We start from the raw sequence: 22862 nt of genomic DNA, 5'->3' as shown, positions 1-22862 counted from the left end.
TACCCCGCACGCCCCCTCGCAGGCGCTGCCCGAGGGCAATCTGCTGCACTACTGGTCAGGCGCGCTGCTGGCACTGATGGATAGCCTGAGCATTGAAAAGACGCACCTGCTGGGCCACTCCATGGGCGCCCAGCTGGCAATGCTGTTTGCGCTGGAGCATCCCGGGCGGGTGCATAGCCTGGTATTGGCCGCCCCTGCAGGAATCGAAACCTTTAGCGAGCAGGAAGCCGCCGGCCTCACCGCCTATGCCGCTGCCAGTTTTCCCCAACCGCAAACCGAGGCGCAGATCCGCCAGGCCTGGGCCCTCAACTTTAGCGGCCCGCTGCCCGCAACCACAGAACCCCTTATTCAGGAGCGCCTGCAGCTTCAGGAAACCCCCTACTTCCCCACCTATGCCCAGGTGTTGCAGAAGGGGGTAGCCGGCATGCTGGCCGCTCCCGTAGCCCATCGGCTGGGCGAGCTCCGCATGCCCGTGCTGCTGCTCTTTGGCGCCGACGATGGCCTGATCCCCAACCGCTATTTGCACCCCGGCCTTACCACCGAGCAGCTGGCCCAACAGGGCAAAGCGGCCATCCCCGGCAGTCAGCTGGTGCTGCTGCCAAGTGCCGGGCATCTGCTGCAGTTTGAGCAGCCGGAGGCCTTTACCAAGGCCGTTCTCCTTTTTCTTAACCAGAAATCAACCACTAAAAAATCAACTCCCTAACCCCATCTGCCATGAAACACATGTTCCTCACTTGTTTACTGCTCCTTAGCGGCACCATGCTGATGGCGCAGGAACGGATCGTAAAAGGAAGGGTAACTTCCGCGCTCAATAACGAGGGCCTGCCCGGTGTAAACGTGCTCCTAAAAGACACCAACACCGGTGTGGTCACCAACACCAATGGCTACTACGAAATAGCCGTACCCGGCCCCGAGGCCGTGCTGGTCTTTAGCTTTGTGGGCTTTCTTTCCGAAGAAGTAAAAGTAGCCAACCGCCAGAGCCTGGACATCCGGCTCATGGAAGACCTGGAGCAGATGAGCGAGGTGGTGATCTCCGGTACGCGCCGGGCCGAAAAGATCACCGAAACCCCCGCTACCATAGAAGTGATCGGCAAGCGGGAGCTGGAGAACATCGGCACCTTTAACCCCGGTGAGCTGCTGGCCCGCGTAAAAGGGGTAGACTTTGTTCGGGCAGGGGTAGTAGGCACCGGCATCAACGTGCGGGGCTTCAACAGCAACTTCAACGCCAAAAACCTGCAGGTAACCGATGGCCGCTTCTCCACCCTTATTGCCACCGGCCTGCCCATGGGGCCGCTCAATACGGTTATTAAGGAAGATATTGAGCGAATGGAGATTGTATTGGGTCCAAATGCCGCCCTGTTTGGCCCAAATGCCCATAATGGCTTGCTCAATACCATTACCAAAGATCCGCGCGGCAGTGCCGGAACCATAGTATCCCTTGGAGCGGGTAACCAGAGCATGTTTACCGCCCGGGCCCGCCATGCACAGGTGCTCAGCGATAAATTTGCTTTTAAGGTTACAGGAGAATACACCCGGGCCGAAGAGTTCGATTATGTGGATAGTGTGTACCTGGGCGCTGTAGTGCCCAAACGTGGCGTGGTGGAATACCGGCTGGACAACGACATCAAATTCCTGCGGGGCGAAACCGGCCTTTATTTTACCCCTGTAAGCGGCACCGACATTATAGTGCAGGCAGGCGCCTCCAACTCCACCTACCTCTCGCCCACTAATGTAGGCCGCAACCAGATCCGGGACTGGAACATCTACTATGCCCAGGCCAAGCTGGTGCACAACAACTGGTTTGCCCAGCTGTACCACACCTGGAGCAGCACCGACAGCACCTACTCCATTGATGACCGCACCAAGGCCTACCATGCCATCAAAGCCGCCAATCCCGAGATGTCCGAGGCCGAGCTGGCCCGTCAGTCCTTCAGCACCGGCGCCCTTTTCAGGGACAAATCCCGCCGCTGGAATGCCGAGCTGCAGTACAACAACCACATTGCCAAGAAATTCTACTACACCTTTGGCGCCCAGTGGCAGCGCGATATGGCCAACTCCATGGGCACCTACCTGCTGGATAAGAACGAAGACGACTACATTACCCTGAACCAGATTGGCGCCTATGGCCAGTTCGACTACAACTTTGGCCAGGGCCTGAAAGCTACGGCTGCCTTCCGGGGCGACCACCACGAGATCTACGGCTTTAACTTCCTGCCCAAATTCGGCCTGGTGAAAAGCGGCGAGTGGGGTGGTGTGCGCCTTACCTACGGACAGGGCATTGCCGCCCCTACCATCCTGAACATGTACGGCGACCTCTTCAGCGGCCTCATTCTGGGTAATGCCGAAGGTTTTACCATGGCCGATGGCACCAAAATCGAGAAACAGAAGGTAGAGAAAATGCAAACCTTTGAGCTGGGCTACCGCGGCCAGCCCATGGGCAACCGCTTCAGTATCGATGCCAATGCCTACTACAACATCTCCGAAAACTTCCTGAGCCCGGCCACCCTGCTGGGCGTAGCCACCCAGCGGGGTAACCAGCCCATGTCGGAGGTGCAGTCGGGTTATGCCGCCTACAACGGCCTGGTGATCTCCTATGTAAACTTTGGCAAGTTCAACACCTATGGTGCCGATCTGGGCCTTAGCTATATGCTTACCGATGCCCTGAGCGCCTTTGTGAACTACTCCTACTTTGGCTACAGCATCGATGAGCAGGACCTGGCCAACGACTTCAACAAAGACGGTAAGGTAACCCAGACCGACCTGCTGGTAAACTCACCCAACCATAAAATGGCCGGCGGCCTTACCTATGCCGGCAGCAAGGTATTTGGCTCCATCTTTGGCCGCTGGGTAGAGAAGTACAACTACTTCTCCAGCTACCAGATCGCTTCCGAGACCATTCCAGGCGCTACCTGGGGCGGCATGCCCATTGTAGAAGATGCCCTGAGCGGCAATGCCTGGAACTACGGCCCGCTGGGCGGCTTTGTCACCTTCGATGTGAGCGCCGGCTACAAGTTCAGCCCCATGTTCCGCCTGTCAGCTCAGGTAACCAACCTCTTCGATACCGAAATGCGCGAGTTTACGGCCGCACCCCCTACCGGACGCCTCTTTTCCCTGGAGCTGCGTGTAGACCTGCCCGCCATTAAATAATCCTTTTTGCTGAGGAAGCCCCCTTGCGCCCGAGCTTGTACGGGTGCAGGGGAGCACCCCCTCACCCCTCCACAATCCACATGAAACGATTAGAAAACAAGATAGCGATCATCACCGGCGGTGCCAGCGGCATTGGAAAAGTAACGGCACAGCGGTTTGCGCAGGAAGGCGCCACTGTTATCATCTGGGACCTGGCCGAAGAACGGGGCCGGGAGACCGCCCATGAACTGGAAGCCCAGGGATACCCTGCCCGCTTTATGCGGGTAAATACGGCCAGGTACGAAGAAGTAGAACAGGCCGCCCGGGAAGTAGCCGATCGCTGGGGCCGCATCGACATCCTCATCAACAATGCCGGCATTACCCGTGATGCTTCCCTGAAGAAAATGACCCCCGAGCAGTGGCAGCAGGTGCTGGATGTAAACCTGACAGGCGTGTTTAACTGTACCAAGATCCTGTCGGAGTATATGGTGAATGGTGGCTGGGGCCGCATTATCAGCGCCTCCTCCGTAGTGGGCCTCTACGGCAACTTCGGCCAGACCAATTATGTGGCCACCAAGGCCGGCGTTATCGGCATGACCCGGGTATGGGCCCGGGAGCTGGGCCGCAAGGGGGTAACTGCCAATGCCGTAGCCCCCGGCTTTATCGCCACCGAAATGACCCGGCAGATCCCCGAGGAGGTGCGCCGGCAGATCGAAGCCAAGATCCCCATGGGCAGCATGGGCGACCCCCTGGACATTGCCAATGCCTATGTTTTTCTGGCCTCCGACGAAGCCCGCTATATTAATGGAGCGGTGCTGAGTGTAGATGGAGGCATGGTTGGTTAGATGGACCGAATGGAGGCAGGGTGCCTGTGAACCCCTCTTCTTCACAGGCCCCCGCCCCTATTCACTAAAGAGATAGCATGAGAAACGCCGTAATTCTTTCTTCCGGAGCCTATGCGCCGGAAAATATAGTCCCCAACACCTACTTCAACGAGCTGCTGGGTGAGGATGTGGATAGCTGGCTGCGCCAGAACGTACACATCTGGGAGCGCCGCTGGGCCTCCGAAGACCAATCGACCTCAGACCTGGTGCTGAAGGCCGCCGCCACCGCCCTGGAGCGGGCCGGCGTGGCCGCCAGCGAGCTGGACCTGATCATCGTCGCCACCGATACGCCCGAGTATGTATCCCCTTCTACCGCCTCTAAAGTGCAGTACCTGCTGGGGGCCGGGCGGGCCGGCACCTTCGACCTCAATACCGCCTGCGCCGGCTTTGTGACCGCCCTGGATGTGGGCAGCAAGTACATCCGCGCGGATGCGCAATACAACAAGGTGCTGGTAGTAGGTGCCTACCTGATGAGCAAGTACCTGGACAAGCTCGATAAAAAAACCGCCAACCTTTTTGCCGATGGAGCCGGAGCCGTAGTGCTGGGCGCCGAAGAAGGGGGTAGCCGGGGCTTTCTGGCCAGCCAGCTGCGCACCCAGGGCCAGTACCACGACTGGATGGGCATTTATGCCGGCGGCACTTTCCAGCCGGTAACGGAAGAGGTAGTCGCCAAAAAAGACCATCTGCTGAAGTTTGTAAAGCGTTTTCCCTCTGAGCTCAATCCCAACATGTGGAGCGAGATGATCCTGCAGCTTTGCCAGCGCATTGGGGTAGATATACAGGAGGTAGACCACATCTTCTTCACCCAGATCAACATCAACGCCATCTGGGCCACCCTTGAGCTGCTGGGCCTGCCCCGGGAGCGGGCGCACACCATCATGCACCACTATGGCTATACGGGCTCGGCCTGCATCCCCATGGCGCTGGATGAAGCCCTGCAGCTGGGCAAGGTAAAGGCCGGCGATCTGGTCATTTTCATGGGCTCCGGCGGAGGGCTTTCCTTTGCCTGTGCCGCCTTCCGCCTCTAACCCCCACCCCCTATGCCGTATAGAAAAGACTGGATCGAGCGCTGGGCCCTCTACCAGCCCGAAAAGCAGGCCGTGCGGGAGCACAGCAGCCAGCGCAGCCTTAGCTATGGCCAGCTGCAGGAGCAGGGCCTTAAGGCAGCCGCTTTCCTGAAGGAGAAACTGAAGCTGCAAAAGGGGAGCCGCGTAGCCATTCTGGCCGATTTTTGCCTGGAGCACATCCTGCTGTTTGCCGCCGCCCAAAAGCTGGGCATCATTCTGGTACCCCTCAACTACCGCCTTACCGGCCGGGAGCTGGCCTTTATGCTGGATAACTGCCGTCCCGAGCTCTTTCTGGCCGACGAGCGCTACTACCCCCTGCTGGAGGGCCAGCACATTCTGGAGCAGATCCGCCACCTGATGTCGCCCGCCGCCTTTAGCACAGCCATAGCCGAGCACCCCTGCCAGGGCTTTGATTCGGAAGAATTGGAAGATGACCACCCCCTGTTTATCCTCTACACCAGCGGCACCACAGGCTTTCCCAAAGGCGCCCTCTACACCCATGGCATGGCCTTCTGGAACAGCATCAACACCGCTACCCGCCTGGACATTACCAGTCAGGACCACACGCTGGTCTGCATGCCCCCCTTCCACACCGGCGGCTGGAATGTGTTCCTGACCCCCTTTCTGCACCACGGCGCTTCCGTTACGCTGCTGCCCAAGTTTGAGGCCGGGCAGGTGCTCCAGCTGCTGGAGCAGGAAAAAGCCACCCTTTTTATGGCCGTTCCCACCATGCTCAAAATGCTGCTGGACGTACCCGAGTTTGCGCAGGTGGGCCTGGAGAGCATCCGCTACTTTATTGTGGGTGGGGAGCCCCTGCCCATCCCCACCATTGAGCGCTGGCACCAGAAGGGGGTGCTCATCCGCCAGGGCTACGGCCTTACCGAAGTAGGCCCCAACGTAACCTCCCTCAACCACCAGGATGCAGTGCGCAAGCAGGGGTCCATTGGCACGCCCAATTTTTATGTGGAATACCAGATCATGGATGATGCCGGCAAACCGGTAGCCCAGGGGGAAGCAGGCGAGTTCTGGCTCAGGGGTCCCATGGTGACGCCCGGCTACTGGCAAAATCCCGAAGGCACAGCGGCGGCAAAGGAAGGTGACTGGTTCAAGACCGGTGATATGGTGCGGCAGGATGCCGAGGGCTTTCTCTATGTAGTAGACCGCAAAAAGAACATGTTCATCAGCGGGGGCGAAAATGTGTACCCCGCCGAGGTGGAGCACTACCTGATCGGCCATCCGGCCATTGAAGAAGTGGCCATTGTGGGCACCCCCGACGAGCGCTGGGGCGAGGTGGGCAAAGCCTTTGTGGCCCTGAAGGAAGGTGCCATGCTCAGCGAGCAGGAGATCCTGGAATTCTGCCGGCAGGGCCTGGCCAAATATAAAATTCCAAAATATGTGCAGTTTGTGGGCGAGTTGCCCAAGACCGATACCGGCAAAATTGCCCGCATGCTGCTGAAGTAGCCAGTGCTGCCCCTACTTATCCGGGCAGGCTTGAGAAAGAACCAGAAAAGTGGAAGTAGTGGCACCCCTATTTGTAAATCACTGACAGGCCACCTGAGAGATGCTCATATCAGACACCCCCTATCCTCTTCCTACCCGTTATCTGACCACTAAGGCCGGACTCCCCCTTGCCTACACCGATGTGGGGCAGGGCCCGCCTCTGCTGTTTATCCACGGCCTGGGCAGCTACCTGCCGGCCTGGCAGAAGAACATCGCTTTCTTGAGCCCTCACTTCCGCTGCCTGGCGCTGGACCTGCCCGGCTTTGGCAAGTCCGGCAAGGAAGGGGTAACCCCGGCATGGCCTTTTATGCCGATATGATCCGGGAATTTCTGGATGGGCTGCAAATAGCGCACTGCGGGCTCATTGGCCACTCCATGGGCGGTCAGGTGGCCCTGCATACGGCCCTGCGCTATCCGGAGCGTATCAAAAAGCTCAGCCTGATGGCCCCGGCCGGGCTGGAAAGTTTCAGCCCGGCCGAAGGGGAGGACTTACTAAGCTGGTTCGCCCCAGACAAACTGCTGGAGGCGCCGCTGGCTACCGTTGAAAAAAATGTACGGGCCAATTTCTACCACTTTCCCGAGGATGCCCGACAGCTACTGGAAGACCGCCTGAACTATACCCACTGCCATGATTACCCCCTGTTTTGCCAGATCCTGAGCCAGTCCGTCGCCGCCATGCTGCAGGAGCCGGTCTGGGAACTGTTACCCCGGTTAAAAATGCCGGTGCAAATCCTTTTTGGCCGGCAGGACGGCTACATTCCCTCCCCCCTGCTGCATCCGGACCTTAAGCTGATACCAATGGTAGAAGAAGCAGCCTCCCGCATTCCCCGGGCTGATGTTCGTTTTCTGGACCGCTGCGGGCATTTTGTGCAGTGGGAGGGGGCGGAGGAGGTAAATCCTCAGCTTGAGCATTTTTTCAGGGAAGAGGGGATCACAAGCGAACCTTCTGCACGTCCGAAAAACTAGCCCAATAAAAAGCTGCCCCCTTAATGGAAGCAGCCTAGTCTGTTCGTATTCAATAAAATTCAATCCGGCATTGCCTACTGCAGCTTAATCGCACAGCCTACCGGCCGCTTTTGCTGATGCAGGGCGCTTTTGCCGGCCAGCAACTGGTCCAGTGCCTGCTTGAGGTAGGGCTGGCTTACGTCCTGAGCCACCTGCGGATTATCGTCAATGGCACCGGAGTAGAATACCTGAAAGCCGCCACCGCGGGGGGCCAGTACAAACACCTCGGGCGTTTTGGAGGCACCGTACTTTTTGGCTACTGTTTGCTTACGGTCCGACAGAAAGGGCACTCCGGTTCCCCACTCTTCCACCTTGCTTTTCATGGATTCGTCCGACTCTTCCTTATTCTGCTGCGGATCGTTGGCATTAATGAACACAAAGGCCACGCCACGGCCCTTGTACTGGTTCACCAGCTGGTTGAGGCGCTCTTCGTACAGGCGGGAATAGGGACAGTAATTGGAGGTAAAGACCAGCACCACTGCCTTTTGGCCCTTATAATCGGCCAGCGAAACGGTTTTGCCGCTTACGGCATCGGGCAGCGAGAAATCACCGGCGGCGCTTCCCTGAGCGTACCCCTGTATCATAAAACCTCCCATTAAAAGGAGCATCATCAAAAGCTTTTTCATATCCTGAAGGTAATGCTTTGTAGATCAATGACAAAATCCGTACCAGCTTTAGGGCCCTGGCACAGTGCTAGGCCACCACGCAGAGCAGCAGCGGGCCATGCCACTGGTAATGGAGCGCATAGGGCTGCCCCTTGAGCCAGCCCTGCAGCTGCCCGGGCCGGTCAGAGGGTGCTACCAGCATATCGCGGGCGAAGATCAGGCCCGGCTGGCCATTGAGCTTGTAGAGGGCCTCCTTGGCGGCCCACCACAGGCAGAGCTGCTCCAGGTTGTCGCCCAGCAAGGCCTGCTCATGGGCCGACAGAAACTTATGCCGGATACGCAAAAGCTGCTCCCGGACTTGCTCCACATCCAGCCCTACCGACAGCCGGGGGTGCAGGGCCGCCCCAGCATAGGGGTAGGCGTGGGAGAGGGAAATGTGCAGCTCCCTGCCCAGCAGATAGGGCCGGCCCAGCTCATTCTTGTGCATGCGCAGGCTGCTGCCCGCCTGACGGGTGCTCAGATCCGTTGCCACAGGATAGGCCGCCAGAAGCGTCTGCAGCGCCAGGCGGCAGCCCAGCCACTCTTTGCGCCGCTGCTCCACCCGGATCTGCTGCAGCTCGGCCGTATCGAAGATCGTGGTGTCCAGCCGGGCCAACAGTTCCTCCTCCGGTTCGTCCAGCCGCCAGAGCGCCCAGCTGCCGGCTGCCCCGTTGGCCGTCTCCTGGGTTGCGGGGAAATTAGCGGTTTGGAATAAGGGCATTGCGTAGGTTTGTGGGCAAATATCGTTAATTTACATCGGAATTACCTGCCCCTGTTCATGGCCCTGCTTGCTGTAGAGAAAGAACATACGTTTACCGGACACCGTGATAGTGTCTATACCCTGGCCCCCTCCGGCCGGCAGGGCAGTTTTTTTTCGGCCGGGGGCGATGGGCTGGTGGTGCAATGGCAGCTCGATACCCCCGACCAGGGCCATCTGCTGGCCAAAGCCGATGCCTCCATCTATGCCATGGAGTACCTGCCCGAGCAGGATTGGCTGCTGTTTGGCCAGAACTACGATGGCCTTCGACTACTGGAGGTGGGCAACCGCCGCAGCCTGAGCTCTCTGCAGCTTACCAAAGCTGCTATCTTTAGCCTGGCCTGCCACAGAGGATTTGTGTATGCAGGCACCGGCAGCGGCCAGCTGCTGGTGGTAGCGTTAGAAACGGGTCCGCAGCCCGGCCTGCGCCTGCTCTACGAGCTGCCGCTTTCCGACCACAGCCTGCGCAGCCTGGCGGTGCACCCCACACGGTCCGAGCTGGCCGCCGGCTTTAGCGACAACAGCATTCGCATTCTGGACCTGGAAAGTCTTATGGTAAAGCAGGAGCTGCAGGCGCACCAAAAGTCGGTTTTCACCGTTCAGTATTCGCCCGACGGACAGTACCTGCTCAGCGGCAGCCGCGATGCCCACATCCGCATCTGGTCGGTGGGCGAGCCGTACGCAGAGGCCAGCAGCATTGTGGCGCATATGTATGCCATTAACCATATTAGCTACAGCCCCAATGGCCGCCTGTTTGCCAGCTGCAGCATGGATAAATCCATCAAGCTCTGGGATGCCCGCAGCTTCCGGCTGTTACGGGTGATCGACAAGGCCCGCCATGCCGGCCATGCCACCTCGGTAAATCGCCTGCTGTGGCTCGGCAACCAGCACCTGGCCTCGGCCAGCGACGACCGCAGCATTTCCGTATGGAGCATCGGATCTCAGCAGGTTTTTTAATGTAAACAACTATACTTTAGCCATAAACGCCCGCACTAGATGAAAATTACCCCACTGGAAATACGCCAAAAAACCTTTGAACGCAACTTCAGAGGCTATGATAAAGAAGAAGTAGATGCTTTTCTGACCACCCTCTCGCAGGAATGGGAGCGTGTGGTAGAAGAGCATAAAGAGCTGCGCTACAAGCTGGAGATTGCCGAGCGGGAAGTAAGCAAGCTGCGCGATGTGGAATCTTCCCTCTTCAAGACCCTTAAAACGGCCGAAGATACCGGCAATGTGATGGTGGAGCAGGCCTCCAAAAAGGCCGACCTGCACATCCGCGAAGCCGAGCTCAAGGCCGAGACCATCCTCAACGATGCCCGCGCCAAAGCCCGGGAGCTGCAGGACCGCGCCGATGATAAGGCTGAGAAGATTCTGCAGGCCATGGAGCGGCGGGTAAAAGAAATGGAGCAGAACTACCGCAAGCTGGAGAGCTACCGCGATAACCTGCTCAGCGACCTGCTGGTGCTGGCCAATAATACGCTGGAGCGGGTTGAGCAGGCCGAGAGCAAGATCCGCAAGCACGACCTCTCCGGGCTGGTAAGCGCTGCCGAGCAGGCCGTGCGGGACCGCCGCCTGCCCGAAGCCCACAGCACCCCCTATGATGATGAGCCGAAGCAGGTGCCGACCGCCAGTAGCCGATTTGAGGAGGAAGAGCCGGAGGCAGCAGAAGAACAGGATGCCGAGCAGCCTTCGGAGGGCAAGAACAATTCCTCCTTTTTCGATACCATCTAAGCCGGCAGCATGGGAAAGGTATCACTGGAGGGCATGGAGTTCTTTGCCTATCATGGCTATTATGATGAGGAGCAGAAAATGGGCAATAAGTATGCGGTAGATGTGGCCGTAGAAACCGACCTGACCGCTGCTGCCCGGCACGACTCCCTGGCCGAAACGATCAACTACGAGCTGCTCTACAAGATCATAGCCCGGGCCATGAGCAAACCCAGCCGTCTGCTGGAGGCCCTTAACCTGCAGATCATCCTGGAGGTATTCCATACCTTTCCGGCCGCCGATCGGGTAGAGGTGAGCATTTCCAAATTCAACCCCCCCATCGGCGGCGTCTGCCGCCAGGCCCGCGTTACCATGACAAAGCGGCGCGAGGATGTGGCAGCGCTGGAGGAGAATGGTTTATGAGGGACTGGTTCAGTTAAATGGAGAGGATGGGAGACCTCTTTATTTTTTTGTATAAGCGGGTGCCCCTTCACATTTTCGGCGTCATCCCGGCGCAGGCCGGGATCTGTTTGTATGCTCCGGCAAAAGTGAACCTTAATAGGGGAGAAAGCGGCTGATTGACTCTATTAACAAACATTTTTGCTCTATCAGCTAACAGATTCCGGCCTTCGCCGGAATGACGATCGTAGAGTTGACTTTACAGGAGCGAATTTAAAAAGTCCACTTTAATAAGAGCATGCAAAGAGGGGGATGTGTTTATATTATATCGAATAAAAACCGTTCTGTATTTTACATCGGGGTTACAGCCAACCTCTACACCAGGACCAGCGAGCATAAGCAGGGCATTGGATCAGCTTTTACAAAGAAGTATAACTGCACTGATCTGGTCTATTATGAGACATTTGGTTCCATAGAAGAAGCCATCAAACGGGAAAAACAATTAAAGGAGTGGAAACGCGCTTGGAAGGAGCGCCTTATAAAAGAAAGCAACCCTGAAATGCGGGATCTATATGATGATTTAAAGTAGATTTGGAGATAAGGTAACTTTATAGTTGGGATGTAATTTCCATATCACCTGCCTAAATACCATGATCATCATCCCGGCGGGGGTGGCCCAGTCGGAAACGTGCCTAGAAACTTCCCTTACTCCCCCGCCTTCTCGGCTGCCGCAGCCGGATTTACAAACATAAAGCCGCGGGCGTCTGCGCTTTCATGAAAATCGACCTGCAGGCCCAGCAGGTACATGGTATGGCGCTTTTCTACCAGCACCGGCACCCCCTCCAGCTGGTACTGCAGATCGCCTTCTTTGGGCTTATCAAAACCAAGCATGTAGGATACCCCGCCACACCCACCGCCTTTCACCCCAATGCGCAGGCCATAGCCTTCGGGGATGTTCTTGTGGGCCATGATGTGTCTTACTTCTTCCAGGGCTTTGGGGGTCAGTTCTACAGGCTGTATCATAGGGCTTAGCTAGTTAGGGGCGCAGGGCCGGCTGCAAAGATAGAACCGCTGCGCTAACTTATAAACGAACACAGGGGCCTACTTGATTCCCGCAGCCAGCAGCAGCCCAATACTTTTGCCGATAAAACCCTGCCCACTGTCTCCAGCTGGCTTTGACTACCATCTTTCCACAACCCAGATTTTTTTAGCTTTGGCTGCCCTTAGAGCGGTATTTTAGTTACTTTAGTGCAGTAACAATCCCCTTTTATGGAACTTGTAGCCGACTTACTGAAAATTGTGATCCCCGCAGCGCTGGTGCTGTACGGCATGTTTCTGCTGGTAAAATCGTTTCTGGATAAAGAATTTCAACAGAAGGCCCTGGAGGTAAAAGGCAGGGACCGGGAAGTACTGCTGCCCATTCGTCTGCAGGCTTTTGAGCGCATGGTGCTCTTTCTGGAGCGCATCACCCCCAACAACATGCTGCTGCGCCTGAACGACAGCCGCTACTCGGCCCGGGAATTTCAGCAGGTGCTGGTGCATGAGGTGCGGGAAGAATACAACCACAACCTCTCCCAGCAGGTGTACATGAGCGATGAGAGCTGGGGAGCCGTGCGTACGGCCATGGAAGAAGTGATTGCCCTGATCAACCAGACCGCCGAAGAGCTGCCCGAAGAAGCCCGCAGCCTGGATTTGAGCCGCAGTGTGCTGCAAAAGGCCATCGACCGGCAGCAGGACCCTACCGGACGGGCGCTGCACCGCCTTAAACAGGAGATTCGTACGATTTTTTAAGTCCATTTTGGGCCGGTCTGCAAACCAAACAGTAGGCAAAGGGTTACATAGCTTTAGAGCCAAGCAAACCATATGAGAAACCGCACCGACGACTTTTTAACCAAAGTTCTCCAATTTATCAATAAAGAGGAAGCCGAAGACATTGCCCAAAAGCCCGGGGAGATCGACCAGCTGGTGGATAAATCCAAGCGCAAAATGACCAGTGTAAAGGGAAAGCAGAAGGTCAACTTCAAAGATTTCTTTTTTCACCTTACCACCTTTCAGCGCCTGCTGCGGGCCTATGCCCGTAAGGAGTATCCCAGTCTGCCCTGGAAATCGCTGCTGTCCATCATAGGCGCAATTCTGTATTTCATTAACCCGCTGGATCTTATCCCCGACTTTATACCCGCCATCGGCCTGATTGACGATATTACGCTGCTGGCCTGGGTATACAAAAGCATCGCCGGCGATGTAGCCCGTTTTGAGGTCTGGGAGCAGAATCGGCGCATTGCCCATAACTAGCTTGAATACACCATCTACACAGCAAACCACCCCTCGCACCGCCCTGGTTGCCGGTGCCAGCGGCCTGGTGGGCAAGCATCTGCTGGAGCTGCTGCTGGAAGACCCCCGCTACGGCACCGTACAGGTGCTTACCCGCCGCAAGCTAAAAAAGCAGCACCCCAGGCTGGAGCAGCTGGTTGTAGACTTTGATGCCCTGGACCAGCACGCCCCCTTTACAGGGGTGCAGGATGTATACTGTTGCCTGGGCACTACCATGAAAAAGGCAGGCTCCAAAGAGGTCTTCCGCAAGGTTGATTATGTATACCCACTGGCACTGGCCCGGCTGGCGGCACAGGGGGGTGCTGAGCAGTACCTGCTGATAACGGCCATGGGCGCCAATAAGGGCAGCTTGTTCTTCTATAACAGGGTGAAGGGGGAGGTAGAAGAAGCCGTCAGCAAAATCCCCAACTACAAAAGCATCCATATCTTCAGGCCCTCATTGCTGCTGGGCGATCGCAAGGAAGATCGCCTGGGCGAAGATCTGGCCGGGCGGGTCACCAAGCTCCTGCGCCCGCTGATGGTAGGCCCTTTTCGCCCCTACCGCCCTATAAAGGCCCGGGATGTGGCCCGAGGCATGCTCCATGCCGCCTTCTCCGGCAGCCGGGGGGTGGTGCTGCATGCATCAGAAGACATAAAAAAACTGGCAAGAACCAATCCTAAGGTGTAGGTTTGGGGCATGATAGCCGTACTACAACGCGTTACCGAAGCCTCCTGCACCATTGAAGGCAGCGTAAAGAGCCGCATTGGCGCCGGCCTGCTGGTGCTGCTGGGCATTGAGGAAGCCGACAGCCGGGAAGACCTGGAGTGGCTCAGCAAAAAGATTGTACAGATGCGCATCTTTAATGATGAGCAGGGGGTCATGAACCGCAGCCTGCTGGAGGTGGGAGGCGAGCTTCTGCTTATCAGCCAGTTTACCCTGCACGCCAGCACCAAAAAGGGCAACCGCCCCAGCTACATTAAAGCAGCCAGGCCCTCCATTGCCATTCCCCTCTACGAGGCCACCATTGCCCAATTGGAGCAGGAATTGGGCAAACCCATTCAGACCGGTGCGTTTGGTGCCGATATGAAGGTGGGCTTGTTCAACGACGGGCCGGTTACCATTATCATCGACAGCAAAGACCGAAAATAATCCTCCGAACCCCTATGCAGGAATCCCAGCGCATTGCCGATCAGCTCAAACGAAGCATGGAAGGGGAAGCCTGGCACGGGCCCGCCTTGTTAGAGCTTCTGGCCGATGTTTCGGCCCCGGAGGCCGCCGCACACCCCCTGCCTGTCGCCCATAGCATCTGGGAACTATGCCTGCACCTAAACTGCTGGCAGGTAGCGGTGCTGCAGCGCCTGCAGGGCCAGGCCATGGAGTATGCCCCCGACGAAGACTGGCCCACACCCCCTGCACCTACCGAAGCTGCCTGGCAACAGGCGCTGGAGCAGTTGCAGTACACCTACCGTCAGCTGCAGGCAGCTATCCTGCAGCTGCCCGATGAGCAGCTGGAACAGCCCTGCCCCGGAAAAAATTATAGCCTCTATATCTTGCTCCATGGCCTAATTCAGCATATCTTGTATCATGGCGGCCAGATAGCCCTGTTGCGCAAAGCCCTGCAGGTCTAGGCTTGCTTCATCTTTTCCTCTTTCTCCAAACCCATCCCCAACCCCCATGGCTTTTTTTGACGACTTCAAAAAATTTATCATGAAAGGCAACATCCTGGAGCTGGCTGTTGCTGTGATCATTGGTGCTGCCTTTGGCAAGGTAGTGTCTTCTTTTGTAGACAACATCCTGATGCCCCCTATTGGCATGCTGCTGGGCAATGTTGATTTTACCGACCTGATGCTGGTGCTCAAAGATGCCGCTGATCCGGCCAATATCGTTGCCATTCGCTATGGCAGCTTTATTCAGGCCATCATTGATTTTCTGATCATCGCTTTTAGTGTGTTTGTAGTGCTGAAGACCTACGACCGCATACAGCGCAGAAAAGCCGCGGAACCGGCCCCTTCCGTACCCCCTGCCCCTACCAACCAGGAGCTGCTGCTGGGCGAGATCCGGGACCTGCTGCGTACCGGCACCACCAGCAGAGGCGTTTAAGCATCGTACATCCCCCCCTTAAAAAAGAGAACAGGATTTTCCCGCCTGTTCTCTTTTTGCTTAGAAAAGGCAGGATTTTTGCTTTGGATAGCAACAGCAATTTTTTACTTCTCCTGTCTATGAAAACTATCCTCCCTCTTCTGCTGCTGCTGGGCAGCCTGCTGGCATGTAGCCCTGTTATGGTCAATACCCTGCCCCCGGACCCCTCTGCTACCCCTACCCTGGAAAGCACCCTTTGGGTACCCGAAGGCCTGGAGATTTTGCGCCTGGATTATGATGCTGAGCTGCTGACCGAGATCTCCGAGGGCAGCTCCCAGTGGGAGGGCCATAACGGCCGGGCCTTTGTGATTGCCCATGCCCGCCACCGCAAAAGCGGCGAGCACTATCTGTTGCTCTATGAAGCCATCAACCGCAACACCCGCCCTACCCAGATTATCCGCTTCAGGCCTTCTGCCGAGACGCCATAAGCCCATCAGTAGCCAGGCGCCCCGCTTGTAAATGCTGCCTGCAGCCACTACCTTGCCGCTATGACATTACAGGAAGCACAGCAACAGGTAGACCAGTGGATCACCACCACCGGCGTTCGGTATTTTAATGAGCTCACCAACACGGCCATTTTAATGGAAGAGGTGGGCGAGCTGGCCCGCCTGATGGCCCGCACCTATGGCGAGCAAAGCTTTAAGGAAAGCGACAAGAACCGGGACCTGGGCGATGAAATGGCCGATGTGCTCTGGGTCCTGATCTGCCTGGCCAACCAAACAGGCGTTGACCTTACCCAGGCCCTGGAGAAAAACTTTGAAAAGAAGAACCTGCGGGACAGCCAGCGGCATAAGAACAATGAAAAGCTGAAATAAGGGGTATTTTTGGTATTTTGGGATACTCCCGAACCCAAAGCCTCTTTCTGTATGAAGCTAAACCGCAACTTTTGGCTCAAGCTGGCAATCGAATCCCTGCTGATTGTCTTTAGTGTGCTGCTGGCACTCTTTTTAAATAACTACTGGGCCTCTAAGCAGGAAGCCGAACGAACAGAAGTAGTGCTGCACAGCATAAGGGAAGAGCTGCGAGCCAATAAGGCCATTGTGGAAGAATGGCAGAAAAATCACCAGGCCGTACTGGAAAATATAGCCTACTACCGCCCGCGTACCCAGGCGTACGACAGCCTGGTACACCAGCACCAGTTTCAGTTTGGCCTTCTTTTTACCGAAACCTTGGTGCCCAACATTGTGCGCAGCACGGCCTGGGAAACTGCCAAAACCACCGGTATGGTACAGCATTTCGATCTGGAACTGGCTACGGCCCTATCGGATGTATATGATCTGCAGCGCCTGGGACCCATGCGTACCATTGAAAAGCTTACAGATCTGGTAAACGAACGGCAAACACACCAGCGGGAGCACGTGCCCCAGACCCTGGTACTGTTTCAGTTTGCCATGCAGGAGCTGGTTGGGCAGGAGTACATTCTGCTGCAGGCCTACACCCGTGCCCTCCAGCAGCTGGATGCCCGCATGGACCGTAAAAAATAGCCCCTGCCTGTTCGGCAGGGGCTCTATTCCATGAATAATGGCTATTGAGAAACGGTAGAGGGCAACACAACCAGCTCTTCACCCTTCAGCACCGGAATTACCCCGTACTGATCGGCCTGCAGGCAGAAGCGGATATCCTCTTCAACCCCAAACTTGCTGAGCCGCTGGGCATGTGAGGACTGCATCAGGTAGCCAAACAGATCCTCCTTTACTGCCTGGTAAAGGGTTTTGCTCACCAGGGGAGCATCGCAGCAGAGCGTATGGGTAGCCTCCAGCTCGCTTATAAGGGCGCCGGCAAAGAGGGTATCCTCCATATTGACCTTGCCCTTCCAGCCGGCGCAGAGCAGCACCACATCTTCGGGCTGCTGGCGCAGGTACTCAGCCAGGGCGTTCAGGTTCAGAAAGGCCCCAATGAGCACCTGCTTGGCAAAGGGGGCCGATTTGGTAATGGCCAGGGTGCCATTGGTGGTGGTAATGGCCACCTTGCGCCCGGCAAAGGCGCCATTCAGGTAGGCTCTGGGTGAATTGCCCAGATCGAAACCTGCTACCTGCTCGCCGCCCCGCTCGGCGGCCGTGAGGTAGCCGCTGCCGGCCAGCTGCAGGCATTGGTCCAGGGTAGCCACCGGATGAATGGACTCCACCCCTTCGGCCAGGCCGGTAACCATGCAGGAGGTAGCCCGCAGCACATCAATCACCACCACAATGCGTCCCTCAAGCTCATACAAATTGAGCAGCTCCGGACTTAAGCAAACGTCTATTTGTCGGTTCATATTTATTACCTCATCCCCGGCCCTTCTCCTTAGAGGAGAAGGGGGACTGAGCTTTTGATCGTTTGGTAATTCTTATTTATCAGCTTAATAAGCTTAAGTAGTTCTTTGCTCCTGACGAGAAACGTAACCAAGGCATTTTCTAATTTCTTCCAACACCCACCCTATACTGTTTAGGACCTCTTCATTGGTATAGCGAATCACGCTTACTCCTACTTCTTGTAACACAAAGGTTTTTCCTTCATCATATTTCTTTTGCTCTGCCCCCTCATACACATCCCCATCTACCTCTACTACCAGCCTTCCTTCATGACAGTAAAGATCAGCAATGAAACCAGCAAGGAGTGCTGCCGAGCCTACGCAAACTGCTTCTTATTAGCCCCTTTCTGCAAATCCATTGCCTAAATGAGGTTGATTTCTTGCGAGGCCCGTCTCCCTTTCCCCAGTCAGAAAAAAATCGCCAAACGATTAACGATCCAGTCCCCCTTCTCCTTGGAGGGCGGACGGCTAGTCAGAAGGGCTGGGGCCGTAGTGGAACTAATGAGGTAAATCACCCCTGATAAAATGGCAGTTTCACCACTTCAGCTTTTAGCCGGCGGCCGCGCACATCCACCCAAATCTCGGAACCAGGCTGGCTCCATTCTTTTTTTACATAGCCCATGCCAATGCCGTAGCCCAGCGAGGGTGATTGGGTGCCGCTGGTCACCTTGCCAATGGGGTTGCCCTCTGCATCTACCAGCTCGTAACCCTGGCGGGGAATACCCCGGTCAATCATTTTAAAAGCGCTTAGCTGGCGGCTGATTCCCTGCTCCTTTTGCAGCTTCAGGCCTTCGGCATTATTGAACTCCTTGCTAAACTTGGTGATCCAGCCCAGGCGGGCCTCCAGCGGCGAGGTGGTATCGTCAATATCGTTGCCATAGAGGCAGTAGCCCATCTCCAGCCGCAGCGTATCGCGGGCACCTAAACCAATAGGTTTGATGCCCCAGGCCTGGCCAGCTTCAAAGATCTTGTCCCACACATGCTCGGCCGCTTCATTGGGTACATACAGCTCAAAGCCGCCCGAGCCGGTATAGCCCGTACCGGAAATGATCACATCCGGCACGCCGGCAAAGGTGCCCTTCACAAAATGATAGAAAGCGATCTCGTCCAGCTTCACATTCGTCAGCGACTGCAGCGCTTCTATGGCTTTGGGGCCCTGTACGGCAAAGAGCGACAGCTGGTCCGAAATATTTTCCAGCTGCACATTGCCCCTGGCAAAGCGGCTGATCCAGTTCCAGTCTTTTTCAATGTTGGAGGCATTTACCACCAGCATGTACTCCTGCTCGGCCAGTTTATACACGATCAGGTCATCCACTATACCCCCTTCCAGGTTGGTCATACAGCTGTACTGGGCCTGGCCGATCTTTAGTTTGCTGATGTCGTTGGTGGTGACCAGCTGAATGAGCAGCTCGGCCTCGGCACCGCGCACCATAAACTCGCCCATGTGCGACACATCAAACACCCCTACGCCCTCGCGTACGGTTTTGTGCTCTTCCAGGTCCGACGAATAACGGACAGGCATGTTGTAGCCGGCAAAAGGCACCATTTTAGCGCCCAGGGCCACATGTTTATCATGTAAGGCAGTCTTTTTCAGTTCCATCTGCAATAGGGGTTATGTGCTGCGCAAAGCTAGGAAATTTTTGGGTATCGGGTATCAGGTAGCGGGTATCAGGTAGCGCTTATCGCCAGGATAGTAGAAATTTTTGTATAGCCTCTATACACCCTAATAAGATTACCTTCAGGGAGAATACGGCGCGCACTACTTTTGCAGCCAGACCCACACCAGACAGCCACCGCCCATACCTCATACCTCACACCTCATACCTTACCACCCAAAAATTAGCTACATTTACCGTATGAAAGACTGGTTGAATGAGTGGGGCAGCAGACCCATGGTGATTGCCGGGCCCTGCAGTGCCGAAACCTATGAGCAACTCTATGCCACCGCCAGAGCCGTGCGGGCCCAGGGCATTCGCCTGGTGCGGGCCGGAGTGTGGAAGCCCCGCACCCGCCCCAACAGCTTTGAGGGGGTAGGCGAGGAAGCATTGCACTGGATGGACCGCATCCGGCAGGAGCTGGATGTGGCCTTTGCCATAGAAGTGGGCCATCCGCAGCATGTAGAGCTGGCCCTCAAGCATAACATTGAGGTGCTCTGGATTGGCGCCCGCTCTACGGTTAACCCCTTTACCGTGCAGGAAATTGCCGATGCGCTGGCGGGCACCGACCGGCCGGTGCTGGTCAAAAACCCCATTAACCCCGAGCTGGCCCTCTGGCTGGGGGCCCTGGAGCGGCTGGCCAACCGCAACATTGCCAAACTGGGCGCCATCCACCGCGGTTTCAGCTACTTTGGCGAAAGCCGCTTTCGCAACGTGCCGGCCTGGCACATCCCCATTGAGCTGAAACGGGAGATGCCCGATATGCCCCTGATCTGCGACCCCAGCCACATTTCCGGCGACCGCAGCATGATCCAGGAGATCTCCCAGATTGCGCTGGACCTGGACTACGATGGCCTCATCATTGAGACCCATCCCGATCCGGTAAATGCCTGGAGCGATGCCCGCCAGCAGGTAACCCCTGCCTCGCTGCAGGAAATCCTGCAAAACCTGCGCTACCCTGAGGCTGCCAACCGCCATCCCGAGTTTCGCAACCGGCTGGAGGAGATCCGCCACGGCATTGATATGGCCGACCGGGAAATTCTGGAGGCCCTGCACCGGCGCATGCAGCTGGTAGACCAGATCGGCCAGTACAAGCGGGACCATAATCTGGCCATCCTGGACCTGGACCGCTGGGCGCAGATCTTTGAGAGCCGGCCCAAGTGGGGCAAGCACCTGAACCTGAAAAAGGGCTTTGTACGGGAACTCTATAAGCTGATTCACCAGGGCAGCATACGCCGCCAAACCAAGATTCTGAACCCCAAAAAACCATGAGCCTGCCGCCCAACCTGCCCGAACATGTACTGCTGGAGCCGGTAGTGCCCACCCTGCGCCACCTGCTAAGCGCCCCTTACAGCCGCCTGGCAGTGCTAACCGATACCAACACGGCCCTGCACTGCTACCCCCTGCTGCGGGAGGCACTGCCGGCCGATCATCTGCACATCTGCGTGCCGGCCGGTGAAGAGCACAAAATCTTGGAAACCTGCATCACCATCTGGCAGGCCATGACCCAAGCCGGCCTGGACCGCAAAGCCCTGATGCTGAACCTTGGCGGCGGGGTCATTACAGATATGGGTGGCTTCTGTGCGGCTACCTATAAACGGGGCATCCGCTTTATCAACCTCCCCACTACCCTACTGGCGCAGGTAGATGCCAGCATTGGCGGCAAGCTGGGCATTGACTTTGAGGGATATAAAAATCATATCGGCCTGTTCGACGATGCCGAAGCCGTTGTGATAGACCCCCATTTTTTAAAGACCCTGCCCGAGCGGGAAAGACGGTCGGGCTACGCAGAGGTGGTAAAGCATGCCCTGATAGCCGACCGGGAGCAGTGGGAGGCCCTGCAGCAGCAGCCCTGGCAGGAGCTGGGCTGGCGCAGCATCATTGAGCACAGCATTGGCATCAAGGCCATGATTGTGGCCCGGGACCCCCTGGAGCGGGGCCTGCGCAAGATCCTGAACTTTGGCCACACCCTGGGCCATGCGCTGGAAAGCTACCGCCTGGAGCAGACTCCGGAAAAGCGCCTGCTGCATGGCGAGGCCATTGCCGCCGGCATGATCTGCGAGAGCTGGCTCTCCTGGAAAAAGGCGGGCCTGCCCGAAGCCGAGCGCAATACAATTGCCCGCTACCTGAGCAGCGTGTGGCCGGAACCCATGGTACTGGAAGAAGAAATCCCTGCCGTACTGGACAGGCTGCCTCAGGATAAGAAGAATGAAGGGCAGCAGGTGCTCTACAGCCTGCTGCAACAGGCCGGAGAGGCCAGCTACAATTGCGCCGCCAGTCAGGACGAAGCACGGCAGGCGCTGGAGTGGTATATAAAAAAAGGCTGGCAATAGTGCCAGCCCTTCGCTGATTAGTTGTTGTTCATTTTCTGCTCGGCCTGCTCGCTCAGCTTTTCGGCTTCGGCCATGGCATTGTTGGCCAGATCCCGGATTTTGGCGTAGCTGGCTTCCCACTGGCCTTCCAGATCGTCCAGCAGCTGATCGGCCTGGCGGCCCAGTTTCTCGCGCATCACATCGCCGCGCTCTGGAGCCAGCAGCAGACCTATAACTGCACCAGCAGCAGCGCCGGCCAAAAATGCCATAAATTTAGTTCCTGAGTTGTCCATAGGAGATTGAGGTTTTAAACGTAAAAAGTAATTAGTGATGATTGGATCAATATATGAAGATGCTTCTGTCAGCACCTAGTGTACGCTCAAGTTAGGCAAATTGTTTTCAATTTAATAGAAATTTCCCCTTGCAGATGCATTCCCAGGCCCTTACCCTACCAAAACTATCCCATCTAGGCAGCAGACGCGTGCTGCTGCCGGCCTCTAAAAGTGAAAGCAACCGGGCACTCATCATACAGGCGCTGTGCAGCCCCCGGCCCCAGCTGCATAACCTCTCCGAAGCGCGCGATACCCAAACCCTGCAGCGGCTTTTGCTAAGCCCTGAGCGGGAACTGAACGTGCTGGATGCAGGAACCACCATGCGCTTTCTGGCAGCCTATTGCTCGGTTAGCGGACGGGAGGCCCTGCTCACCGGCACCCCGCGCATGCTGGAGCGCCCCATTGGTCCCCTGGTGGAGGCACTGCAGCAGCTGGGCGCCCCTATTGCCTATACCAAGCGGCCGGGCTACCCCCCCTGGCCATAGGTCCTTACTTTCGGCAGCTCAGCCGGCAGCTGCGCATCCGCAGCGACATTAGCAGCCAGTTTATATCGGCCCTGCTGCTGATTGGCCCGGCCCTGCCGCAGGGCCTTGAGCTGGAGCTGACCGGCACCATCAGCAGCCGCCCCTACATTCAGATGACCCTGGACCTGATGGCTCACTTTGGGGCCCGCTGGGCGTGGAACGGTGCAACCATAGTAGTTCAGCCGGGCGGCTACACTCCCCCGAGACTAC

The 22862-nt window shown here is 56.8% G+C and carries 27 protein-coding genes and 3 pseudogenes; 23 read left to right on the top strand and 7 right to left on the bottom strand.

Features of this window, described 5'->3' with window-relative positions; translation table 11 throughout:
* The 7 genes and pseudogenes from ADICEAN_RS13440 to ADICEAN_RS13410 form a co-directional block, all read left to right on the top strand.
* The coding region (locus ADICEAN_RS13440; RefSeq protein ID WP_152426428.1) for an alpha/beta fold hydrolase at window positions 1-703 on the top strand (703 nt) is incomplete at its 5' end.
* A gap of 11 nt (window positions 704-714) precedes the next feature.
* On the top strand, window positions 715-3147 hold the full coding sequence (locus ADICEAN_RS13435; protein ID WP_009196165.1) for a TonB-dependent receptor: 2433 nt from the start codon (window positions 715-717) through the stop codon (window positions 3145-3147).
* 80 nt (window positions 3148-3227) lie between these two features.
* Complete coding sequence (gene fabG / locus ADICEAN_RS13430; protein WP_009196164.1) at window positions 3228-3971, top strand: 3-oxoacyl-[acyl-carrier-protein] reductase; 744 nt, start codon at window positions 3228-3230, stop codon at window positions 3969-3971.
* A 77-nt stretch (window positions 3972-4048) separates the two neighbouring features.
* Window positions 4049-5038, top strand: a complete 990-nt coding sequence (locus tag ADICEAN_RS13425; protein WP_009196163.1) for a 3-oxoacyl-ACP synthase III family protein — start codon at window positions 4049-4051, stop codon at window positions 5036-5038.
* Between the two features lie 12 nt (window positions 5039-5050).
* The gene (locus ADICEAN_RS13420) at window positions 5051-6538 is read left to right on the top strand and encodes a class I adenylate-forming enzyme family protein (protein ID WP_009196162.1); all 1488 of its coding nucleotides are present in this window, start codon (window positions 5051-5053) and stop codon (window positions 6536-6538) included.
* 100 nt (window positions 6539-6638) lie between these two features.
* Window positions 6639-6806: pseudogene (locus ADICEAN_RS23305) on the top strand (alpha/beta fold hydrolase); the annotation flags it as partial.
* Window positions 6770-7543: pseudogene (locus ADICEAN_RS13410) on the top strand (alpha/beta fold hydrolase); the annotation flags it as partial. The pseudogenes ADICEAN_RS23305 and ADICEAN_RS13410, both read left to right, overlap by 37 nt.
* 74 nt (window positions 7544-7617) lie before the next feature.
* Here the strand turns inward: ADICEAN_RS13410 and ADICEAN_RS13405 are convergent.
* Both ADICEAN_RS13405 and ADICEAN_RS21325 read right to left on the bottom strand, forming a co-directional pair.
* Window positions 7618-8208, bottom strand: coding sequence for a thioredoxin family protein (locus ADICEAN_RS13405; RefSeq protein WP_152426427.1), 591 nt, complete (start codon window positions 8206-8208; stop codon window positions 7618-7620).
* A 67-nt stretch (window positions 8209-8275) separates the two neighbouring features.
* Window positions 8276-8947, bottom strand: coding sequence for a 4'-phosphopantetheinyl transferase family protein (locus tag ADICEAN_RS21325; protein WP_009196158.1), 672 nt, complete (start codon window positions 8945-8947; stop codon window positions 8276-8278).
* 57 nt (window positions 8948-9004) lie between these two features.
* Between ADICEAN_RS21325 and ADICEAN_RS13395 the strand changes: the two genes are divergently transcribed.
* The 4 genes from ADICEAN_RS13395 (at window position 9005) to ADICEAN_RS13380 (ending at window position 11678) form a co-directional block, all read left to right on the top strand.
* Window positions 9005-9940, top strand: coding sequence for a WD40 repeat domain-containing protein (locus ADICEAN_RS13395; protein WP_009196157.1), 936 nt, complete (start codon window positions 9005-9007; stop codon window positions 9938-9940).
* 39 nt (window positions 9941-9979) lie between these two features.
* Window positions 9980-10714: a DivIVA domain-containing protein gene (locus ADICEAN_RS13390; protein ID WP_009196156.1), complete on the top strand. Its 735-nt coding sequence runs from the start codon at window positions 9980-9982 to the stop codon at window positions 10712-10714.
* A 9-nt stretch (window positions 10715-10723) separates the two neighbouring features.
* Complete coding sequence (gene folB, locus ADICEAN_RS13385) at window positions 10724-11113, top strand: dihydroneopterin aldolase (protein WP_009196155.1); 390 nt, start codon at window positions 10724-10726, stop codon at window positions 11111-11113.
* A 274-nt stretch (window positions 11114-11387) separates the two neighbouring features.
* A complete protein-coding gene (locus ADICEAN_RS13380; RefSeq protein ID WP_009196154.1) occupies window positions 11388-11678 on the top strand; it encodes a GIY-YIG nuclease family protein in 291 nt (96 codons plus the stop codon).
* A 116-nt stretch (window positions 11679-11794) separates the two neighbouring features.
* Here ADICEAN_RS13380 and ADICEAN_RS13375 read toward each other — a convergent pair whose 3' ends face one another.
* Window positions 11795-12112 carry a HesB/IscA family protein gene (locus ADICEAN_RS13375; RefSeq protein ID WP_009196153.1) on the bottom strand — a complete coding sequence of 106 codons (318 nt, stop codon included), beginning with the start codon at window positions 12110-12112 and terminating at the stop codon, window positions 11795-11797.
* A gap of 246 nt (window positions 12113-12358) precedes the next feature.
* Here ADICEAN_RS13375 and ADICEAN_RS13370 point away from each other — a divergent pair, with 246 nt between their 5' ends.
* From ADICEAN_RS13370 to ADICEAN_RS13330, 9 genes are all read left to right on the top strand, one after another.
* Window positions 12359-12880, top strand: a complete 522-nt coding sequence (locus tag ADICEAN_RS13370) for a DUF7935 family protein (protein WP_009196152.1) — start codon at window positions 12359-12361, stop codon at window positions 12878-12880.
* Window positions 12881-12952: 72 nt separating this feature from the next.
* The gene (locus tag ADICEAN_RS13365) at window positions 12953-13381 is read left to right on the top strand and encodes a YkvA family protein (protein ID WP_009196151.1); all 429 of its coding nucleotides are present in this window, start codon (window positions 12953-12955) and stop codon (window positions 13379-13381) included.
* Between the two features lies 1 nt (window position 13382).
* On the top strand, window positions 13383-14087 hold the full coding sequence (locus tag ADICEAN_RS13360; protein ID WP_009196150.1) for an oxidoreductase: 705 nt from the start codon (window positions 13383-13385) through the stop codon (window positions 14085-14087).
* 9 nt (window positions 14088-14096) lie between these two features.
* Window positions 14097-14549 carry a D-aminoacyl-tRNA deacylase gene (dtd, locus tag ADICEAN_RS13355; RefSeq protein ID WP_009196149.1) on the top strand — a complete coding sequence of 151 codons (453 nt, stop codon included), beginning with the start codon at window positions 14097-14099 and terminating at the stop codon, window positions 14547-14549.
* A 14-nt stretch (window positions 14550-14563) separates the two neighbouring features.
* Window positions 14564-15028 carry a DinB family protein gene (locus ADICEAN_RS13350; RefSeq protein WP_009196148.1) on the top strand — a complete coding sequence of 155 codons (465 nt, stop codon included), beginning with the start codon at window positions 14564-14566 and terminating at the stop codon, window positions 15026-15028.
* A 46-nt stretch (window positions 15029-15074) separates the two neighbouring features.
* Window positions 15075-15500: a large-conductance mechanosensitive channel protein MscL gene (mscL, locus tag ADICEAN_RS13345; protein WP_009196147.1), complete on the top strand. Its 426-nt coding sequence runs from the start codon at window positions 15075-15077 to the stop codon at window positions 15498-15500.
* Between the two features lie 119 nt (window positions 15501-15619).
* Window positions 15620-15967 (top strand): hypothetical protein, encoded by a 348-nt coding sequence (locus tag ADICEAN_RS13340; protein WP_009196146.1) that lies wholly within the window; start codon window positions 15620-15622, stop codon window positions 15965-15967.
* A gap of 60 nt (window positions 15968-16027) precedes the next feature.
* Window positions 16028-16354: a nucleotide pyrophosphohydrolase gene (locus ADICEAN_RS13335; protein WP_009196145.1), complete on the top strand. Its 327-nt coding sequence runs from the start codon at window positions 16028-16030 to the stop codon at window positions 16352-16354.
* A gap of 51 nt (window positions 16355-16405) precedes the next feature.
* Entirely contained in the window at window positions 16406-17023 is a 618-nt protein-coding gene (locus tag ADICEAN_RS13330) for a hypothetical protein (RefSeq protein WP_009196144.1), read from the top strand.
* A gap of 41 nt (window positions 17024-17064) precedes the next feature.
* Here ADICEAN_RS13330 and ADICEAN_RS13325 read toward each other — a convergent pair whose 3' ends face one another.
* The 3 genes from ADICEAN_RS13325 to gcvT all read right to left on the bottom strand — a co-directional run bounded on the left by ADICEAN_RS13325 (window position 17065) and on the right by gcvT (window position 19429).
* On the bottom strand, window positions 17065-17793 hold the full coding sequence (locus tag ADICEAN_RS13325) for a 2-phosphosulfolactate phosphatase (protein ID WP_009196143.1): 729 nt from the start codon (window positions 17791-17793) through the stop codon (window positions 17065-17067).
* Between the two features lie 93 nt (window positions 17794-17886).
* On the bottom strand, window positions 17887-18120 hold the full coding sequence (locus ADICEAN_RS23910) for a DUF559 domain-containing protein (RefSeq protein ID WP_083879732.1): 234 nt from the start codon (window positions 18118-18120) through the stop codon (window positions 17887-17889).
* A gap of 220 nt (window positions 18121-18340) precedes the next feature.
* Window positions 18341-19429 (bottom strand): glycine cleavage system aminomethyltransferase GcvT, encoded by a 1089-nt coding sequence (gcvT, locus tag ADICEAN_RS13320; RefSeq protein ID WP_009196142.1) that lies wholly within the window; start codon window positions 19427-19429, stop codon window positions 18341-18343.
* 256 nt (window positions 19430-19685) lie between these two features.
* Between gcvT and ADICEAN_RS13315 the strand changes: the two genes are divergently transcribed.
* Window positions 19686-20756: a bifunctional 3-deoxy-7-phosphoheptulonate synthase/chorismate mutase type II gene (locus ADICEAN_RS13315; RefSeq protein WP_009196141.1), complete on the top strand. Its 1071-nt coding sequence runs from the start codon at window positions 19686-19688 to the stop codon at window positions 20754-20756.
* Window positions 20753-21817 (top strand): 3-dehydroquinate synthase, encoded by a 1065-nt coding sequence (aroB, locus tag ADICEAN_RS13310; protein WP_009196140.1) that lies wholly within the window; start codon window positions 20753-20755, stop codon window positions 21815-21817. The genes ADICEAN_RS13315 and aroB overlap by 4 nt, the downstream gene beginning before the upstream one ends.
* A 17-nt stretch (window positions 21818-21834) precedes the next feature.
* Here aroB and ADICEAN_RS13305 read toward each other — a convergent pair whose 3' ends face one another.
* A complete protein-coding gene (locus ADICEAN_RS13305) occupies window positions 21835-22089 on the bottom strand; it encodes a YtxH domain-containing protein (protein WP_009196139.1) in 255 nt (84 codons plus the stop codon).
* A gap of 134 nt (window positions 22090-22223) precedes the next feature.
* Here ADICEAN_RS13305 and ADICEAN_RS23905 point away from each other — a divergent pair.
* Window positions 22224-22862, top strand: a pseudogene (locus tag ADICEAN_RS23905) (3-phosphoshikimate 1-carboxyvinyltransferase); the annotation flags it as partial.

The sequence above is a fragment of the Cesiribacter andamanensis AMV16 genome, assembly GCF_000348925.1.
Taxonomy (GTDB): Bacteria; Bacteroidota; Bacteroidia; order Cytophagales; family Cyclobacteriaceae; genus Cesiribacter; species Cesiribacter andamanensis.
Note: the sequence above shows the minus strand (reverse complement) of the source record. Positions and strands in the feature narration are given on the sequence as shown.

What these genes read in the sequence shown, in the direction of transcription:
- ADICEAN_RS13435 (WP_009196165.1), top strand. Translation starts at nt 715, where the DNA reads ATGAAACACATGTTCCTCACTTGTTTACTGCTCCTTAGCGGCACCATG.
- fabG (WP_009196164.1), top strand. Translation starts at nt 3,228, where the DNA reads ATGAAACGATTAGAAAACAAGATAGCGATCATCACCGGCGGTGCCAGC.
- ADICEAN_RS13425 (WP_009196163.1), top strand. Translation starts at nt 4,049, where the DNA reads ATGAGAAACGCCGTAATTCTTTCTTCCGGAGCCTATGCGCCGGAAAAT.
- ADICEAN_RS13420 (WP_009196162.1), top strand. Translation starts at nt 5,051, where the DNA reads ATGCCGTATAGAAAAGACTGGATCGAGCGCTGGGCCCTCTACCAGCCC.
- ADICEAN_RS13405 (WP_152426427.1), bottom strand. Translation starts at nt 8,208, where the DNA reads ATGAAAAAGCTTTTGATGATGCTCCTTTTAATGGGAGGTTTTATGATA.
- ADICEAN_RS21325 (WP_009196158.1), bottom strand. Translation starts at nt 8,947, where the DNA reads ATGCCCTTATTCCAAACCGCTAATTTCCCCGCAACCCAGGAGACGGCC.
- ADICEAN_RS13395 (WP_009196157.1), top strand. Translation starts at nt 9,005, where the DNA reads ATGGCCCTGCTTGCTGTAGAGAAAGAACATACGTTTACCGGACACCGT.
- ADICEAN_RS13390 (WP_009196156.1), top strand. Translation starts at nt 9,980, where the DNA reads ATGAAAATTACCCCACTGGAAATACGCCAAAAAACCTTTGAACGCAAC.
- folB (WP_009196155.1), top strand. Translation starts at nt 10,724, where the DNA reads ATGGGAAAGGTATCACTGGAGGGCATGGAGTTCTTTGCCTATCATGGC.
- ADICEAN_RS13380 (WP_009196154.1), top strand. Translation starts at nt 11,388, where the DNA reads ATGCAAAGAGGGGGATGTGTTTATATTATATCGAATAAAAACCGTTCT.
- ADICEAN_RS13375 (WP_009196153.1), bottom strand. Translation starts at nt 12,112, where the DNA reads ATGATACAGCCTGTAGAACTGACCCCCAAAGCCCTGGAAGAAGTAAGA.
- ADICEAN_RS13370 (WP_009196152.1), top strand. Translation starts at nt 12,359, where the DNA reads ATGGAACTTGTAGCCGACTTACTGAAAATTGTGATCCCCGCAGCGCTG.
- ADICEAN_RS13365 (WP_009196151.1), top strand. Translation starts at nt 12,953, where the DNA reads ATGAGAAACCGCACCGACGACTTTTTAACCAAAGTTCTCCAATTTATC.
- dtd (WP_009196149.1), top strand. Translation starts at nt 14,097, where the DNA reads ATGATAGCCGTACTACAACGCGTTACCGAAGCCTCCTGCACCATTGAA.
- ADICEAN_RS13350 (WP_009196148.1), top strand. Translation starts at nt 14,564, where the DNA reads ATGCAGGAATCCCAGCGCATTGCCGATCAGCTCAAACGAAGCATGGAA.
- mscL (WP_009196147.1), top strand. Translation starts at nt 15,075, where the DNA reads ATGGCTTTTTTTGACGACTTCAAAAAATTTATCATGAAAGGCAACATC.
- ADICEAN_RS13340 (WP_009196146.1), top strand. Translation starts at nt 15,620, where the DNA reads ATGAAAACTATCCTCCCTCTTCTGCTGCTGCTGGGCAGCCTGCTGGCA.
- ADICEAN_RS13335 (WP_009196145.1), top strand. Translation starts at nt 16,028, where the DNA reads ATGACATTACAGGAAGCACAGCAACAGGTAGACCAGTGGATCACCACC.
- ADICEAN_RS13330 (WP_009196144.1), top strand. Translation starts at nt 16,406, where the DNA reads ATGAAGCTAAACCGCAACTTTTGGCTCAAGCTGGCAATCGAATCCCTG.
- ADICEAN_RS13325 (WP_009196143.1), bottom strand. Translation starts at nt 17,793, where the DNA reads ATGAACCGACAAATAGACGTTTGCTTAAGTCCGGAGCTGCTCAATTTG.
- gcvT (WP_009196142.1), bottom strand. Translation starts at nt 19,429, where the DNA reads ATGGAACTGAAAAAGACTGCCTTACATGATAAACATGTGGCCCTGGGC.
- ADICEAN_RS13315 (WP_009196141.1), top strand. Translation starts at nt 19,686, where the DNA reads ATGAAAGACTGGTTGAATGAGTGGGGCAGCAGACCCATGGTGATTGCC.
- aroB (WP_009196140.1), top strand. Translation starts at nt 20,753, where the DNA reads ATGAGCCTGCCGCCCAACCTGCCCGAACATGTACTGCTGGAGCCGGTA.
- ADICEAN_RS13305 (WP_009196139.1), bottom strand. Translation starts at nt 22,089, where the DNA reads ATGGACAACTCAGGAACTAAATTTATGGCATTTTTGGCCGGCGCTGCT.